General features: G+C 68.5%; 13 protein-coding genes and 1 riboswitch. Of the genes, 7 read left to right on the forward strand and 6 right to left on the reverse strand.

The window, feature by feature from the left end; translation table 11 throughout:
- The first annotated feature begins 179 nt into the window (after window positions 1-179).
- Window positions 180-1469, forward strand: a complete 1290-nt coding sequence (locus tag B9C99_RS22200; RefSeq protein ID WP_006552940.1) for an adenylosuccinate synthase — start codon at window positions 180-182, stop codon at window positions 1467-1469.
- Window positions 1470-1517: 48 nt separating this feature from the next.
- On the forward strand, window positions 1518-2969 hold the full coding sequence (locus B9C99_RS22205) for a PLP-dependent aminotransferase family protein (protein WP_088899372.1): 1452 nt from the start codon (window positions 1518-1520) through the stop codon (window positions 2967-2969).
- A gap of 9 nt (window positions 2970-2978) precedes the next feature.
- Here B9C99_RS22205 and B9C99_RS22210 read toward each other — a convergent pair whose 3' ends face one another.
- From B9C99_RS22210 to B9C99_RS22220, 3 genes are all read right to left on the reverse strand, one after another.
- The gene (locus B9C99_RS22210; RefSeq protein WP_088899373.1) at window positions 2979-3926 is read right to left on the reverse strand and encodes an alpha/beta hydrolase; all 948 of its coding nucleotides are present in this window, start codon (window positions 3924-3926) and stop codon (window positions 2979-2981) included.
- A 114-nt stretch (window positions 3927-4040) separates the two neighbouring features.
- Complete coding sequence (locus tag B9C99_RS22215; RefSeq protein ID WP_088899374.1) at window positions 4041-5138, reverse strand: CaiB/BaiF CoA-transferase family protein; 1098 nt, start codon at window positions 5136-5138, stop codon at window positions 4041-4043.
- 91 nt (window positions 5139-5229) lie between these two features.
- A complete protein-coding gene (locus B9C99_RS22220; protein ID WP_016691542.1) occupies window positions 5230-5607 on the reverse strand; it encodes a nuclear transport factor 2 family protein in 378 nt (125 codons plus the stop codon).
- Between the two features lie 92 nt (window positions 5608-5699).
- Here B9C99_RS22220 and B9C99_RS22225 point away from each other — a divergent pair, with 92 nt between their 5' ends.
- Window positions 5700-6080 (forward strand): VOC family protein, encoded by a 381-nt coding sequence (locus tag B9C99_RS22225; protein ID WP_088899375.1) that lies wholly within the window; start codon window positions 5700-5702, stop codon window positions 6078-6080.
- Between the two features lie 7 nt (window positions 6081-6087).
- Here the strand turns inward: B9C99_RS22225 and B9C99_RS22230 are convergent, their stop codons facing one another.
- Window positions 6088-6516 carry a hypothetical protein gene (locus B9C99_RS22230; RefSeq protein ID WP_088899376.1) on the reverse strand — a complete coding sequence of 143 codons (429 nt, stop codon included), beginning with the start codon at window positions 6514-6516 and terminating at the stop codon, window positions 6088-6090.
- A gap of 23 nt (window positions 6517-6539) precedes the next feature.
- Window positions 6540-9317: a vitamin B12-dependent ribonucleotide reductase gene (locus B9C99_RS22235; RefSeq protein WP_253250162.1), complete on the reverse strand. Its 2778-nt coding sequence runs from the start codon at window positions 9315-9317 to the stop codon at window positions 6540-6542.
- Window positions 9318-9424: 107 nt separating this feature from the next.
- Between B9C99_RS22235 and B9C99_RS22240 the strand changes: the two genes are divergently transcribed.
- Window positions 9425-9907 carry a DUF456 domain-containing protein gene (locus B9C99_RS22240; RefSeq protein ID WP_088899378.1) on the forward strand — a complete coding sequence of 161 codons (483 nt, stop codon included), beginning with the start codon at window positions 9425-9427 and terminating at the stop codon, window positions 9905-9907.
- Window positions 9908-9979: 72 nt separating this feature from the next.
- On the opposite strand, the gene B9C99_RS22245 is transcribed toward B9C99_RS22240, so the two are convergent.
- A complete protein-coding gene (locus B9C99_RS22245) occupies window positions 9980-11377 on the reverse strand; it encodes an FAD-dependent oxidoreductase (RefSeq protein WP_088899379.1) in 1398 nt (465 codons plus the stop codon).
- 292 nt (window positions 11378-11669) lie between these two features.
- Between B9C99_RS22245 and B9C99_RS22250 the strand changes: the two genes are divergently transcribed.
- The 3 genes from B9C99_RS22250 (at window position 11670) to B9C99_RS22260 (ending at window position 13817) form a co-directional block, all read left to right on the forward strand.
- Window positions 11670-12116 carry a membrane protein gene (locus B9C99_RS22250; protein ID WP_006552930.1) on the forward strand — a complete coding sequence of 149 codons (447 nt, stop codon included), beginning with the start codon at window positions 11670-11672 and terminating at the stop codon, window positions 12114-12116.
- A gap of 70 nt (window positions 12117-12186) precedes the next feature.
- A complete protein-coding gene (locus tag B9C99_RS22255; protein WP_172415055.1) occupies window positions 12187-12597 on the forward strand; it encodes a rhodanese-like domain-containing protein in 411 nt (136 codons plus the stop codon).
- A complete protein-coding gene (locus B9C99_RS22260) occupies window positions 12594-13817 on the forward strand; it encodes an O-succinylhomoserine sulfhydrylase (protein ID WP_088899401.1) in 1224 nt (407 codons plus the stop codon). The genes B9C99_RS22255 and B9C99_RS22260 overlap by 4 nt, the downstream gene beginning before the upstream one ends.
- Window positions 13818-13836: 19 nt before the next feature.
- A riboswitch (cobalamin riboswitch) is annotated at window positions 13837-13970 on the forward strand.
- Window positions 13971-14027 lie beyond the last annotated feature (57 nt).

Here is a 14027-nt window from a genome sequence, read left to right on the forward strand (position 1 = left end):
GAGCTGCGCCGCGCGGTGGCGACCCGCCACCGCGCGGCGCAGCTCCGGCGCTTCTGCAGTCCCGTCATTCGCGCTCGTCGGAGGGTGGACTACACTGTGGTCCCGGCTGCTGCCCGGTTGGGCAGGACCCTGCAGGCGAGACCGCCCGCACGTAGACACCTGCCTGAGGAGAGCGCGACATGCCGGCAATCGTCCTGATCGGAGCCCAGTGGGGCGACGAGGGCAAGGGCAAAGCTACCGATCTACTCGGCGGACGTCTGCAGTGGGTCGTGCGCTACCAGGGCGGCAACAACGCCGGTCACACGGTCGTGCTGCCCAACGGCGACAAGTTCGCCCTGCACCTGATCCCGTCGGGCATCCTGACGCCCGGCGTCAACAACGTCATCGGCAACGGTGTCGTGGTGGATCCGGGTGTGCTGCTCACCGAGCTCGAAGGCCTCGAGAAGCGCGACGTCGACACGTCCCGTCTGCTGCTCTCGGCCGATGCGCACCTGATCATGCCGTACCACGTGGCCATCGACAAGGTCACCGAACGCTTCCTCGGCAAGAAGAAGATCGGCACCACCGGACGCGGTATCGGCCCCTGCTACCAGGACAAGATCGCCCGTGTGGGCGTGCGGGTCGCCGATGTGCTCGACGAGAAGATCCTCACCCAGAAGGTCGAGGCCGCACTGGAATTCAAGAACCAGGTGCTCGTCAAGATCTACAACCGCAAGGCGCTCGACCCGCAGCAGGTGGTCGACGAGGTCCTCACCCAGGCCGAGGGTTTCAAGCACCGCATCACCGACACGCGCCTCGAACTGAACAAGGCGCTCGAGCGCGGCGACACGATCCTCCTCGAGGGATCGCAGGGCACGCTGCTCGACGTCGACCACGGCACCTATCCGTACGTGACGTCGTCCAACCCCACCGCCGGCGGCGCCGCTGTCGGTTCGGGTATCGGCCCGGCGAAGATCTCGACGGTGCTGGGCATCCTCAAGGCCTACACCACCCGCGTCGGCTCCGGCCCGTTCCCGACCGAGCTGTTCGACGACCACGGCGCCTACCTGGCAAAGCAGGGTGGCGAGGTCGGTGTCACCACAGGTCGCGCCCGCCGCACGGGATGGTTCGACGCCGTCATCGCCCGCTACGCGACCCGCGTCAACGGCATCACCGACTACTTCCTCACCAAGCTCGACGTGCTGTCGGGTCTCGACACCGTGCCGATCTGCGTCGGCTACGAGGTCGACGGTGTGCGTATCGACGAGATGCCGATGACGCAGACCGACGTGCACCACGCCAAGCCGATCTACGAGGAGATGCCGGGCTGGTGGGAGGACATCACCCACGCCCGCACCTTCGAGGAACTGCCGAAGAACGCGCAGAACTACGTGCTGCGTCTCGAGGAGCTCTCCGGCGCCTACATCTCCTGCATCGGTGTCGGACCGGGCCGCGACGAGACGATCGTCCGCCGCGACGTCATCCGCTGATCCCACCGGCCCGATCGGGGCCCGGGCCGGTTGCGTGATACTGGACCGGTGATCACACGCGCGATAGGGGCGGCCTCGCTCGTCCGCGATCTCGGCAACTGGCAGGACTCGGGTGGTTCCAGATCTGCCTACCGGGCGCTCGCGGACAGCATCCGTCTGCTCGTGCACGACGGTCGCGTCCCGCTCGGTGTCGCCCTGCCCAGCGAGCGGGAACTCGCCGCCGCGCTGTCGGTGAGCCGCACCACCGTCGCGTCCGCCTATGCAGCGCTGCGGGAAGAGGGTTATCTGCGCAGCCGCCAGGGCGCCCGCAGCACGGTCGCCGTGCCCGCTCGCCGGGGCTCCGAGAACACCGGCTCCCGGATGCCGATCGGCCCGGCGATCGAACTGAGCAACGCCTCACTGCCCGCGCCGGCCGCGGAGATCGAGGCGGCGTATGCGGCGGCGCTGCGGTCGATGTCGACCTATCTCGACTCGCACGGCATGGAACCGATCGGGGTGTCGGTGCTGCGCGAGGTCATCGCCCGTCGCTACCGCGAGCGTGGACTGCCCACCTCGCCGGACCAGATCATGGTGACCTCCGGGGCGCAGCATGCGATGCGCCTGCTGCTCGGTGTGCTCGACGATCCCGGCGACCGGGTGGTCGTCGACCACCCCACCTATCCCAATGCGCTCGAAGCGATCCGCCGGTACGGCGCGCGCCCGGTGCCGGTTCCGGTGCGTCCGGAGAACGGCCCGCACGGCGGCTGGGATCTCGACGGTGTCGCCAGTGCCGTCCGGCAGACCGCAGCCCGCACCGCCTTTCTCGTCCCCGACTTCCACAACCCCACGGGCCTGTGCCTCGACGAGGACGGCCGCATCGAACTGGCCCGCATCATGCGCGACACGCGGACGACGCTCGTCGTCGACGAGTCGATGGTCGATCTGTGGCTCGACGCACCGCCGCCGCCTCCCGTCGCAGCCGTGCCCGCCGGTGCGTCGGTGGTGACGGTGGGCTCGACGGCGAAGTCGCTGTGGGGTGGCCTGCGGGTGGGATGGATCCGCGCCGACCGCGACACGATCGTCCGGCTGGCCGGGGCACGGACCGCGGTCGACCTGGGCACGCCCGTCATGGAACAGCTCGCGGCGGCGCATCTGCTCTCGGACGTCGACGAACTGCTCGAACGGCGGCGCGCCGCGTTGAGGGAACGACGTGGTGCGCTGTGCGACGCCCTGGACCGGCGGTTGCCCGAGTGGGAGTACACGCCGGGTCAGGGCGGGATGTCGCTGTGGGCGCGCATGCCCGAGCCGGTGTCCACCTCGCTGGCCGCGGCCGCGCCGTCCCACGGTGTGCTGCTCTCCGCCGGCCCGCGTTTCGGTGTGCAGGGCGCGTTCGAGCACTTCGTGCGCCTGCCGTACACACAGGACGTCAAGGTCCTCGCCGACGCCGTCGAGGCGATGGCCGCCGCCTACGATCAGGTCGCCTCCGGGCGCACGCCCGACGAGGCGCGGCTCGTAGTCTGACCCTGCCTCTCAGGGCATCTCGATCAGCTCGCGCAGCGCCGCCGACACCTCGCGGGGTCGTTCCAGAGGACCGCAGTGCCCGCTGTCGAAGGTGCGCAGTTCGAGCAGGTTCGGCAGGCGCTCGGCGATCCACTCGGACCGGCCCGGCGGTGAGATCCGGTCGTGGCTGCCCGCGATCACCAGCGTGGGTGCGGTGATCGCGGAGGGATCGACGGTGTCGATCATGTTCACCAGCAGCCGGCCGTAGCCACCGCGACCGCGTGCCGAGGTGCGGCCGAGCATGCGGTCGACGTCGGCGGTGATCGTCGCGGCCGCTCCCGTCCCGACGGCGACGCGGGAGAGCAGGTGCCTGCGCAAGGGCATCCGCTGGGGGAGCGGCATCCGTGCCAGCGGAACGACGGTCTGCGCGACACGGCGTCGCACCTTCGTCAGACTCTGCGGTCCGCGTAGGAACTGTACGTTGTCGAAGATCTCGCCCGGTGTGGTGTTGACCAGACCGACGGCCGAGACCCGTGCGTCGATGTCGCGCGGATACCGCTCGGCCCAGGCCATCACGGCGATGCCGCCCATGGAGTGCCCGGCGACCACGACGGGTCGGCCGTCGGGTGCGGCCGTGCCCAGCACGGCGTGGAGATCGTCGGCGAGATGGTCCATCGTGTACGCCCGGGCGGGGGCGGCCTGGCTGCGTCCGTGACCGCGGTGATCGAAGGCGACCACCCGGTAGTCGTCGCTCAGATCGCGAATCTGGTTGCGCCAGAAGCCGAGTTCGCACAGGATGCCGTGCGCGAGGACGATCGTCGGGGCGTCGGCGGGCCCGTAGGCCTCGGTGTGGATGCGGGTGCCGTCCTTGCTGCGGACGCCGAGCACCTCCGGGACGTGGCCCGGGACCGCGGTGCGTACTCGTGCTCGTGCCGTGGCCGTCGATCGATGGATCGCGGCTCCCACCCCATCACTCATGACGGTGTTGATAGCACACCGATCCCGGCGCGATCGGTGCCTTTCCCGCGGATGGGACGGGCCCGGAACCGTATCGGTAGAACACCGTTACGATCCCGGGCCCGAACGGGACGATCAGACCCAGAGGGTGTCGATGTCGGTGGCCTCGGCCGCCGGACCGACCGGCTCGCCGGCGGGGGTGCGGGAGAAGCGCGGCGCCGGTGCGTGCTGCACGACCCCGTCGATCTCGATCAGCGACCCGCGTGCGACGAGATGCTCGTTCTTCTCCGCCTCGGCCCAGGTGAGGACCGGGGAGACGCAGGCGTCGGTGCCGAGGAAGATCTCGGTCCACTCGTCGCGGGTCTTCGACAGGAACTTGTCGGTGAAGATCTTCTTCATCTCCGCCCAGCGGGAGGTGTCGAGCTGGTGCGGCAGGTCGGCCGGATCGAGCTCGAGTCCCTGCAGCAGCAGCGCGTAGAACTGCGGCTCGATGGAACCGACGGCCATGTACTTGCCGTCCTTGGTCTCGTAGACCTCGTAGAACGGTGCGCCGGTGTCGAGCATGTTGACGCCGCGCTCGTCCGACCACGCGCCGCGACCGCGGAACGCCCACATCATGTGCGACAGCGCGAGGGCGCCGTCGACCATCGCCGCGTCCACGACCTGGCCCTTGCCGGAGGTCTGACGCTCGACGAGGGCGGAGAGGATGCCGAACACGAGGAACATCGAACCGCCACCGAAGTCGCCGACCATGTTCAGCGGCGGCACCGGACGCTCGCCCTGGCGGCCGATGGCGTGCAGGACGCCGGTGAGGGAGATGTAGTTGATGTCGTGACCGGCGGCGTTGGCGAGCGGGCCCTCCTGGCCCCAACCGGTCATGCGGCCGTAGACGATGCGCGGGTTGCGCTCGAGGACCACGTCCGGTCCGAGGCCGAGCCGTTCGGTGACGCCGGGACGGAAGCCCTCGATGAGGACGTCGGCGCGCTCGAGCAGGGTCAGGACCTTCTCGATGTCGGCGGGATCCTTGAGGTTTGCCTCGACGATGCGACGGTTGCGCTGAATCGGATCGCGCTGTCCCTCCTGCGGGATCTCGCCGGGGCGCTGCACGATGACGACATCGGCGCCGAGATCGGCGAGCAGGGTCGCGGCGTGCGGGCCGGGACCGAGACCCTTGAACTCGACGACGCGGACACCCGCGAGCGGACCCTTCTTCTCAACAGCTTCAGCGGACACTCGACGAACCTCACTCCGATACGTAGGGACTGTCGCAACGGAGAGTACCTTAGCGAGCGTTCAGAATATGGTTCCGGTCACGCGGAGCGGATCACTCCTCGTACAGGTCCGCCTCGCTCAGCCCGGTCGCCTCGAAGGCCTCCGCGAGATCGGTGTGCCGCACGACGGTGACCACCTGGTCGTCGACCACCCGGAAGGCGATCGCCTCCTCGCGAGGACCCGGATCGGACGCCCAGGTCGCCGTCTCCTCGACCACCACGATGCCCCGGTGGACGAACAGGCGGCCCGGCTGCAATGTGACGCCCGCCGTCGTCGCCCACTCGCGCAGCTCGTCGAGTCCTTGGTCGGGATCGTCGTCGGGGGTGGGCAGCACGATGTCGTCGCTCGACAACTGCACGAGCGTGTCGATGTCGTTGCTGTTCACGGCGTCGTGCCAGGCCAGGACCGTGGCGATCTCCGAGGTGCTCATGATCGAGAGCCTAGTCGCCGGATCGCGGAGGTGGGGGCGTGAATCCGCCGAATCCACTGTCGCGCTCGGGCGCTCCGGCGCACAGTGGATGTATGACGATCACCGGCCAACTCGTGAGCTTCATCCCGAGCACCGACCTCGACGTCTCGGAGATGTTCTACGTCGACACCCTGCGCTTCCGGAAGCTCTCCCGCGACCCGTTCGCGCTCGTCCTCGACGGAGGCGACGGAGCACCGGTCCGGGTGACCCTCGTGCAGTCGCGCGAGGAGACCGGCTACACCGTGCTGGGCTGGCGGGTATCCGATCTGGACGGCACCGTCGAACGACTGCGCGAGCACGGCGTGGAGTTCATCCGCTACAACGGCATGGACCAGGACGACCACGATGCGTGGACCGCGCCCGACGGCATGCGGGTCGCGTGGTTCCGCGACCCGCACGGCAACGTCCTGTCGTTGCTCGAACACCGCACCTGACGCGGCCTCAGCTCGCGAAGGCACCCCACAGGAAGCCGGCGAACAGCACCGCGAAGCCACCCATCTCACCGACGATCAGCGCGGCCATCGCCAGGCCCGTCCCACGCACAGGATGCGCGAACTGATTCGTGGTGTCGCGCAGCGCGCCGTGCACGGCATAGCTCGCGATCGCGCCGACGAAGAACACCACGATCACCGCGGCCGCGGTGAGGTTCACCGCGGTGGGCCATGCGCTGAGCTCGACGAACACCGCGACCAGCAGCGTCGCGAAGGAGTACATCAGCGCCGACCGGTGGGCGATGTCGACGTACGGGTGCGCGAGGTGGTCGTCGGATGTCGCCATCTGCCGGTACTTCCACACGCCGAGACCGAGCGCGAGGAGGAAGACCGCCCCCGCGGCCGTCAGTGTCAGTTCGGTGTCGACTCCCAGGACCATCGCGCCAGTATGGACGCATCACCTCAGCTGCAGCCGCTGGTGTTCCCACAGGACGGACACGCGTGGCACGACCCGGCCCGCTGCATCTTCACTCCGCACTGCATGCAGTACGGCGCGTCCGGATTCGACGACGACGGAGCGGCGAGACCACCCGGGGAGGACGTGCTCGCACTGCTCGTGTTGTGAGGCGCGGGCGCCGGCGGATCGGGCTCACGCACCGGCGGCGTGCTCGTGTACGGCGTGAGCGTCGGGGTGTCGGGCACCGAACGTTCGGCGACGGTGAGGATGCCCAGCTCCGCTCGCTCGTCGGGCTCGAGATAGTCGACCGCCAGTCGCCGGAAGATGTAGTCGAGGATCGACGTGGCGATCCGCAGATCCGGATCGTCGGTGATCCCGGCCGGTTCGAAACGCGTACTCGTGAAGGCCCGGACGAAGGTGCGCAGCGGAACCCCGTACTGCAGACCGTAACTGACCGACATCGAGAAGGCATCCATGATGCCGGCCAATGTCGAGCCCTGCTTGGACACGCGCAGGAACATCTCGCCGGGACGCCCGTCGTCGTACTCGCCGATCGTGAAGAAGCCCTTGCAGTCGGCCACCCGGAACTCGAACGTCCGCGAGTTGCGGGTGCGCGGGAGTCGCTCACGACGAGGCGCCGCGGAGGGGGTCGCCGCGTCTGCGACGGCAGGACGCGACGACGTCGACAACGGTTGTCCCAGTTTGCAGTTGTCACGGTAGATCGCGAGCGCCTTCACTCCCAGGCGCCACGCGTCGACGTACATGTCGGCGATGTCGTCGACGGTCGCGGACTCGGGCAGGTTCACCGTCTTGGAGATCGCACCCGACAGGAAGGGCTGCACTGCCGCCATCATCGCGACGTGGCCACGCGGCGAGATGACGTTGTCGCCCATCGAGGTCGCGAACACCGGCGCGTGTTCGTCGCGCACGTGCGGCGCACCGGCGAGGTCGTGGTGCAGATCGAGGTGCGCCACGATGTCGGCGACCTCCGACGGGCCGTAACCCAGACGCGACAGTGCACGCGGCACACTGCGATTGACGATCGTGAGGCTACCGCCGCCGACGAGCTTCTTGGTCTTCACCAACGCCAGATCCGGTTCGATCCCGGTGGTGTCGCAGTCCATCGCGAGCCCGATCGTGCCGGTCGGTGCGAGCACACTGACCTGGCTGTTGCGCACACCGTGGGCGGTGCCGTCGGCCACTGCGCGATCCCATGCCTGTCGCGCCGCATCGAGCACGTCGGCCGGCGCGAGGTCGGAGTCGATGTCGTCGAGCGCACCACGGTGCTTGCCCAACACGTCGAGCATCGGCGCGCGGTTCTCGTCGAACCCTTCGAAGGGGCCGAGGCGCCGTGCCATGTCCGCCGACACGGCGTAGGCGTGCCCGGTCATCAGGGCGGTGATCGCCGCAGCCGTCGCGCGCCCGGCCTCGCTGTCGTAGGGCAGACCCGAAGCCATGAGCAGCGCACCGAGATTGGCGTAACCGAGCCCGAGCTGCCGGAACCGCCGCGACGTCTCACCGATCCGCTCGGTGGGGTAGTCGGCGCGGCCGACGAGGATCTCCTGCGCGGTGAGCATCACCGCCACGGCGTGACGGAAACCGTCGACGTCGAAGGTGCCGTCCTCGCGCAGGAAGGTGAGCAGGTTCAGGCTCGCGAGGTTGCACGCCGAATCGTCGAGATGCATGTACTCCGAGCAGGGATTCGACGCGTTGATCCGGCCGGTCGCCGAGGCGGTGTGCCAGGCGTTGATCGTCGTGTCGTACTGGATACCCGGGTCGGCGCACTCCCACGTGGCTGCGGCGATGCGCTGCAACAACTCTCGCGCGCGCACCGTCCGAATCGTCTCGCCGGTCGTCACGGTGCGCAGCGGCCACTCGGCGTCGGCCACCACCGCGTGCATGAACTCGTCGGTCACGCGCACCGAGTTGTTCGCGTTCTGGTACTGCACCGAATGGATGTCGGTGCCGTCGAGCCCCATGTCGAAACCGGCCTCGGCGAGCACCCGCGCCTTGCGTTCCTCGATGGCCTTGCAGTCGACGAACTCCTCGATGTCGGGATGGTCGACGTCGAGGATCACCATCTTCGCGGCCCGCCGGGTCTTGCCGCCGGACTTGATGGTCCCGGCCGAGGCGTCGGCGCCGCGCATGAAGCTGACCGGCCCCGACGCGCTTCCGCCGCCGGTCAGCGGTTCGGCCGACGAGCGGATCCGGGAGAGGTTCACCCCGGCACCCGAACCGCCCTTGAAGATCACCGCTTCCTGCCGGTACCACTCGAGGATCGAGTCGATGCTGTCGTCGACCGACAGGATGAAACACGCGCTGGCCTGCTGCGGAGTGTTCGGCACCCCGATGTTGAACCAGACGGGACTGTTGAACGAGGCCCGCTGGTGGATCAGCAGATAAGTCAACTCGGCGGCGAACGCCTCCGGATCGTCGAGATGGCCGTCGGTGTGCCCCCACGCCGTGATCGTGTCGACGATGCGGGCGATCACGTCGCGCAGCGAGTGCTCACGATCGGGATGCCCGAGCTGCCCGCGGAAGTACTTCTGCGTGACGATGTCGGTGGCGTTCTGCGACCAGAAGGCAGGAAACTCCACGTCCGTCTGCTCGAAGACGACACGTCCGGTGCCGTGGTGGACGATCCGCGCGTCGCGTCGCTGCCACTCCACCGTCTCGGCGGGATCGACACCGGGCGTCGTGAAGTACCGGACGTCGCCGCGCACCGCGGCGGAAGCGGCGTCCGATGCACTCTTCGGGCTGCTGTGAGGCCTGGTACTGCTCATCGCGTCCTCCCGGGGGCGTGGACCGGTGGCACATATAGTCCCACCATGCTGCCACCGCGTCCCGGTACTCCGCTGTCTTCCGCCCGCTCGGCCCGCCCGGTGGCGCCGTGAGTGCCGGCGGCGAACTGCTCGTCGGGCTGGCGATCCTCGTCGGCCTGCTCGGGATCGTGCTGCCGATCCTGCCCGGTGTCCTGCTGATCTTCGGTGCGATCGCCGTGTGGGCGTTCCTCACGGGAGGCACCACCGCGTGGGTCGTGCTGGGCGTGGCGACGGTGGCGCTGCTGGTCACCGGCATCGTGAAGTACACCTGGCCCGGCAAGCGGCTTCAGCAGGCCGGGGTGCCGAACCGGTCGCTGATCCTTGCCGGTCTGCTCGGCATCGTCGGGTTCTTCGTGATCCCCGTCGTCGGTCTGTTCCTGGGCTTCTTGCTCGGCATGTACCTGTCGGAGGTGCAACGGCACCGCACCCACCGTGATGCGTGGGTCTCGACGGTCGCGGCGACCAAGGCCGTGGCGTTGTCGATCCTCGTCGAACTGTTCGGCGGACTCGTCGCGGCCTCGGTGTGGCTGGGCGCCGTCCTGTTCACCTGAGCGCACCCGGAAAGCGAGAGGGACCCATCCGTGCGGATGGGTCCCTCGTCGTTCGTGCAGTTCAGGCTGCTGTCACGCCTTGTGCGGCTCGCTCGCGCGGAACATGTCCTCGCGCTCGACGACCTTCACGCGCTCGCGGCCCTCGGCCTCACCGAGGCTGCGCTCGTGCGCATCGAGGCGGTACCAGCCCTGCCAGGTGGTGTACGGCAGCTGCTTGTCCTCGAGGAACTTCACGATCGCGTCCTCGGACGGATCCTCGGGGGTGTTCAGACGACCGGCGGCCCGGTCCTCGAGCAGGTTCGCGACGGTCTCGTTCGCATCGCCCTTGGTGTGACCGATCAGGCCCACGGGGCCGCGCTTGATCCAGCCGGTGACGTAGGTGTGCGGCATGAACCGGCCCTCGCCCTCGGCGCTCTCGTCGGCGAGCACCCGCCCGGCCTCGTTCGGCACGGTGCCGGCCTGCTCGTCGAAGGGCAGCTTCGCGATGTTCTGCGACAGGTAACCGACCGCGCGGTAGACCGCCTGGACCTCCCAGTCACGGAACTTGCCGGTGCCGCGCACGTTGCCGGTGCCGTCGAGCTCGGTGCGCTCGGTGCGCAGACCGACGACCTTGCCGTCCTCACCGAGGATCTCGTGCGGAGACTCGAAGAAGTGCAGGAACAGCTTGTGCGGGCGGTTGCCCACATCGCGGATCGCCCAGTCCTGCAGGGTGTTGGCGACCATGTCGACCTGCTTGGAGTTACGCCGCGCCTGCTCGGAGCCCTCGTCGTAGTCGATGTCCTCCGGGTCGACGATGACCTCGATGGTCGGGGAGTGGTCGAGTTCGCGCAGCTCGAGCGGGGTGAACTTGGCCTGCGCCGGACCGCGGCGCCCGAAGACGTGCACCTCGACGGCCTTGTTGTTCTTCAGGCCCTCGTAGACATTCGGCGGGATCTCCGTCGGCAGCAGCTCGTCGCCGGTCTTGGCGAGCACGCGGGCGACGTCGAGCGCGACGTTGCCGACACCGAGGACGGCGACCTTCTCCGCCTCGAGCGGCCAGGTGCGCGGCACGTCGGGGTGCCCGTCGTACCAGGACACGAAGTCGGCGGCGCCGTAGCTGCCGTCGAGGTCGATGCCGGGGATGTTCAGCGCGCGGTCCGCGTTCGCGCCGGTCGAGAAGATCACCGCATCGTAGAAACGCTGCAGGTCGTCGAGGGTGAAGTCGCTGCCGTAGTCGAGATTGCCGAGCAGGCGGATCTGCGGCTTGTCGAGCACCTTGTGCAGGGCGGTGATGATGCCCTTGATGCGCGGATGGTCGGGCGCGACACCGTAGCGGATCAGACCGAACGGCGCCGGCATGCGCTCGAACAGGTCGATGCTGACCCCGGGATCCTGCGCAGTGTCGGACTTCATGAGTGCGTCGGCGGCGTAGATACCGGCAGGGCCGGCACCGACGATCGCGACGCGAAGGGGACGAGTCTGATCGGTCATCAGGGGATCAACTACCTCTTCGGTGTGCGGACGGACATATCCAGCTTAAATTAAGGCTGCCCTCAGTGGGCTCGGCGCAGGTCGCGCGGGGATGACGGCGAAGGAGGATGAATCGAGCCGTCGAGCGAATCGCTTCAGCGACAACACATGTGGGCACCCATACGACACAGGTCGACGGCGAGGCGTCGAACGAGCTGCGTGGTGGCCATGCCACAATTCCTACCTCGAGAGGGTTTTTAGGGCAAATGCGGCCGTGACGAGCCGCGACCTCGCGCCCATTAGGATCGGGCGCATGGCCAAGCGCGGAGCCCCCGAACCCGAACCCGATCCCGGCCCGGATCCCGACGGTCCCACCAGTAGCAGCATAGGGCCTTTCCTCGGAGCCCTCGCCGTCCTGGTGGTTCTCGTCCTCGTCGTCTTCGGTGCACAGCTCTTCTCCCCGGCGGGCGACGACCTCACCGAGGACGAGATGGTCCGTCGTGCCGTCACCGACTACGTCTCCGCGCACAACGAGAACGACGGACCGATCCTCGACCGGCTGCGCTGCAGCGATCTGCCCGCCGAAGAAGCGCCGCTCGCGGACGTCGAGGGACGGGTGGAGCTGCAGGCCACGCAGAACATTGCCGTGGACGGCGATCGGGCCACCGTCGACGTCCGGACCGGCCTCGACGGGGAGACGCAAACCGAGACGTGGCAGGTCGTCCGCATCGACGATGTGTGGCGGATCTGCCGGTTCTGACGCGTCGCCGTGCGTATACGACGCGGTGCCCGCGTGTACGTCACAGCCCGACCTGTGAAAACATGTCCGGGTGAGCTACGCAGGTGATATAACGCCGCAGCAGGCATGGGACCTGCTGCAAGGTGATCCGGATGCCGTGCTCGTCGATGTGCGTACCGAAGCCGAGTGGAAATACGTCGGGGTCCCCGAGACCTCGTCGCTCGGTCGCCGGACCGTGTTCGTCGAGTGGGTTCGTTACCCCGACGGCGCCCCCAACCCGAGCTTCGTCGAGGACCTGAGGGCAGCGGGTATCGGCGGCGGACCGGTGATCTTCCTGTGTCGCTCGGGGCAGCGCTCCATCGGAGCGGCCACGGCCGCCACCGCTGCGGGCCTGACCCCCGCCTACAACGTTCTCGAAGGATTCGAAGGCGCTCTCGACGGCGAAGGCCATCGCGGTGCCGAGGGCTGGCGGGCCGCGGGCCTGCCGTGGAGGCAGTCGTGAGTTCCATCCCCCAGGGCGGCGCGTTCGACAAGGCGCTGCCCGACACCGTTCGCCCCGCCACGCTCGGCGTGCGCGGCGGCCTGCTCCGATCCGGCTTCGAGGAGACCTCCGAGGCGCTCTACCTCAACTCCGGGTTCGTCTACGAGTCGGCCGAGGCCGCCGAAGCCGCCTTCACCGGCGACGTCGACCACTTCGTCTACTCCCGCTACGGCAACCCCACGGTGAAGATGTTCGAGGAGCGCCTGCGCCTGCTCGACGGTGCCGAGGGTGCCTACGCCACCGCGTCCGGCATGTCCGCGGTGTTCACCGCGCTCGCGGCGCTGCTCGGCAAGGGCGACCGTCTCGTCGCGGCACGCAGCCTCTTCGGTTCGTGCTTCGTCGTGTGCAACGAGATCCTGCCCCGCTGGGGCGTCGAGACGGTGTTCGTCGACGGTGAGGACCTCGACCAGTGGGAGAAGGCGCTGTCGGTGCCCACCACGGCGGTCTTCTTCGAGACCCCGTCGAACCCGATGCAGACCCTCGTCGACGTGCGACGCGTCTCGGAGATGGCGCACGCGGCAGGCGCGAAGGTGGTGCTGGACAACGTCTTCGCCACCCCGCTGCTGCAGCGCAGCATCGATCTCGGTGCCGACATCGTCGTCTACTCGGGCACCAAGCACATCGACGGCCAAGGCCGCGTGCTCGGCGGAGCGATCCTCGGTCCCAAGGACTACATCGACGGGCCCGTGCAGCAGCTCATCCGCCACACCGGGCCGTCGCTGAGCCCGTTCAACGCGTGGACGCTGCTCAAGGGCCTCGAGACCATGCCGGTGCGGCTGCGCGCCTCCGTCGATTCGGCGCTGCGCATCGCGCAGTTCCTCGAAACGCAGGATGCCGTGCGCTGGGTCAAGTACCCGTACCTCGAATCGCACCCCCAGTACGAACTCGCGAAGTCGCAGATGAGCGGCGGCGGCACGATCATCACGTTCGAGCTCGACGCCCCCGAGGGCGAGGGCAAGAAGCGTGCCTTCGAGCTGCTGAACAAGCTGCGCATCGTCGATATCTCGAACAATCTCGGCGACTCCAAGTCGCTCATCACCCACCCGGCGACCACCACCCACCGGGCGATGGGACCGGAGGGGCGGGCCGCGATCGGTCTGTCCGACGGTGTGGTGCGACTGTCCGTGGGCCTCGAGGATCCCGAGGACCTGCTCGAGGATCTCCAGCAGGCGCTGTCCTGACCTGGGACGCCGTGAGCTACGCTGCGGGTGTCCTGCCGATCCGGTAGGGCACCCGCAGCGTTTTCGGTGAAGCCGGTGAGAATCCGGCGCTGTCCCGCAACTGTGAGCCCGACTTCCGGGTGAGCCAGGTCAGCCGGCGCGGAGGGTCCGTACGTACTGGTCCTCGGACGAAGGACGGTGACGTGCCGCAACCGCACCGTTGCAGCCGTA

Source organism: Rhodococcus sp. BUPNP1 (assembly GCF_002215235.1).
Taxonomy (GTDB): Bacteria; Actinomycetota; Actinomycetes; order Mycobacteriales; family Mycobacteriaceae; genus Rhodococcus.